The sequence below is a fragment of the Pseudoalteromonas sp. SG45-5 genome, assembly GCF_014164085.1.
Lineage (GTDB): Bacteria > Pseudomonadota > Gammaproteobacteria > Enterobacterales > Alteromonadaceae > Pseudoalteromonas > Pseudoalteromonas aliena.
Map to the genome: position 1 here is coordinate 1 of NZ_JACJEM010000112.1, position 1933 is coordinate 1933.

Here is a 1933-nt window from a genome sequence, read left to right on the forward strand (position 1 = left end):
CGTTTGTCTTCTCGTATACAATGCCCAGTTAGTTCAACAAGTTCAAGGTACGATTTAAGCTCAAATGGGAGCCCTTTTGGCATAGTTTGACGTGGCATGCCTGCAAAGCGGAGTAATTGTTTTGGTTGCTTGCCTTCTTTTGCGCATATTAGCCGTACTTGAGCACTGGTATGGTCTGATTCTGCTGGTGTCCTTGCCATTTTGGCTCTGATGGGGTTTAAATCTACATACGCCATGCAGGCCGCCAATGCAGCTTCATCCAATAATGCTTGTGATGTAAAACGTCCCTCCCAAAACCTGCCAGTGCAGTTATCTTCTTTATTTGCTCTGCGGGCTATGCTTTCATTTAATAATCGCATAAACCAACTAATACTTGATAGACGCTCTCGATATTCCTTTACCGTTTGATTAAAAAAGATAAGTTCAGCTTTACTTAGCTTTTCACCTTGTATGTATTTTTGCGTGAGTACAGTGCCTTTACAAAGTTTATGCCAGCGAATAACAATTGCTTTGTCATTCAGCCGATTCGCTTTTTTATCATCAACATACAGGACTAAATGGGTGTGGTTACTCATAACAGCATAAGCACAGACGTCAATACAAAACACCTTAGCTAACTCAAGCAGTTTGTCTTCAACCCACCCTCTGCGGTGTTCGTAAGATTGACCAGTAAAATGGTCTTCGCCACATAAAAATGCACGGCGTACACAGCGTGAAATACAGTGGTAGTATTTTGTATCAACCAAACTTACTTGACGCTTTCTTGCTATAGCCATAAGACACCCTGCTTGTTTTTTGCACTGAACAAAGCCTAGTACTTAGTTCGCCAAACTGCAAAAATTAGGGTGGGTGTCACTGTTAGTTGTCGGTTATAATGTGTAGCGGAGCGAAGCGTAACCCACTGTTTTAGTTCCGTTTAAGCAACTTGTTATACATTAATATCGATATCCTTTAAAACTTCATTTCTAATTTGTTTGTAAAACAGACCAGAACTTTTTGGATTATCAATTGTAGTTTCTTTTACTACTTTCATTAGTTCCATAGATACAGTTATCCGTCTTTCTTCATCACCACTGATTAAATTAAAACCTTTGAGTATCGATTGCATGGATAGAAAACTACCTGTAAAAAGTTTATTCGCATCAGGCGGTCCACTGATTTCATCCGACGAGTTTTCACGAGCTCGATCGATATATTTAATAACGTTTTCCTCTACCATCTGAGCTGAATGTATATACGTTTTATCTCTAGAAGCTAATATAAACAAAAGAGTTATTTCCATTAACGGTGATCTAAAAGACATAAATAAATTTGCAGCATCACTTTTATTAAAATTGGCTTCAACTGCTTTTTGCTGCCTAGTTGTGTCATAACGATCGTAATCATTCAATAACGTTTCTAAAGATGAAGACACCTGCGATACTGTAGTTTCATTCGTACTCATCTTTTCTTCGAAGGTAGATGCAAATCTAGTTAATTCATCGCTTATAGTCGAAATATGCTCTAACGATTGAGACTCAATTTTTATACTCTTAATTACTTCATTGAGAACTGAAATTTGATTAGAAACTGTATCCGTCTTATTCTTTTGGCTAATTGACTCTCCGTATGTGTAGCCGATTGCAAGCACCGCTAAAATTATAGAAATTAAAGTCCCTGCAAATGAAACATAAGTAAGAGCACTTCCGCTTGTAGAATTAACAAATGAAACATACCAAATAGATCCTTGAACTATTGATGCAATAATAAGTACAAATACCCACTCTCTCGTGGAAAAATTTTGATTAGACATATGCCTCCAATTAAATAATGTATAACGAGCCTGTAGATTAACTCGTTTTTTTATTTATTTTTATTGATAAACTAACCATAGCTGAGTTCCTATTTTGGTTCAATCGATTACTGTATTTTATGCAGAATATAAAGTGGGAGT

General features: G+C 36.8%; 2 protein-coding genes. Both read right to left on the minus strand.

What is annotated here, in order from left to right; translation table 11 throughout:
- The coding region (locus tag H5119_RS19825) for a transposase (protein ID WP_182703452.1) at window positions 1-776 on the minus strand (776 nt) is incomplete at its 3' end.
- Between the two features lie 152 nt (window positions 777-928).
- Window positions 929-1792 (minus strand): hypothetical protein, encoded by an 864-nt coding sequence (locus tag H5119_RS19830; protein WP_182703453.1) that lies wholly within the window; start codon window positions 1790-1792, stop codon window positions 929-931.
- Window positions 1793-1933: the final 141 nt, after the last annotated feature.

Bases quoted from the DNA above. Each gene is read 5' to 3' on its own strand.
- H5119_RS19830 (WP_182703453.1), bottom strand. From the start codon at position 1,792: ATGTCTAATCAAAATTTTTCCACGAGAGAGTGGGTATTTGTACTTATT.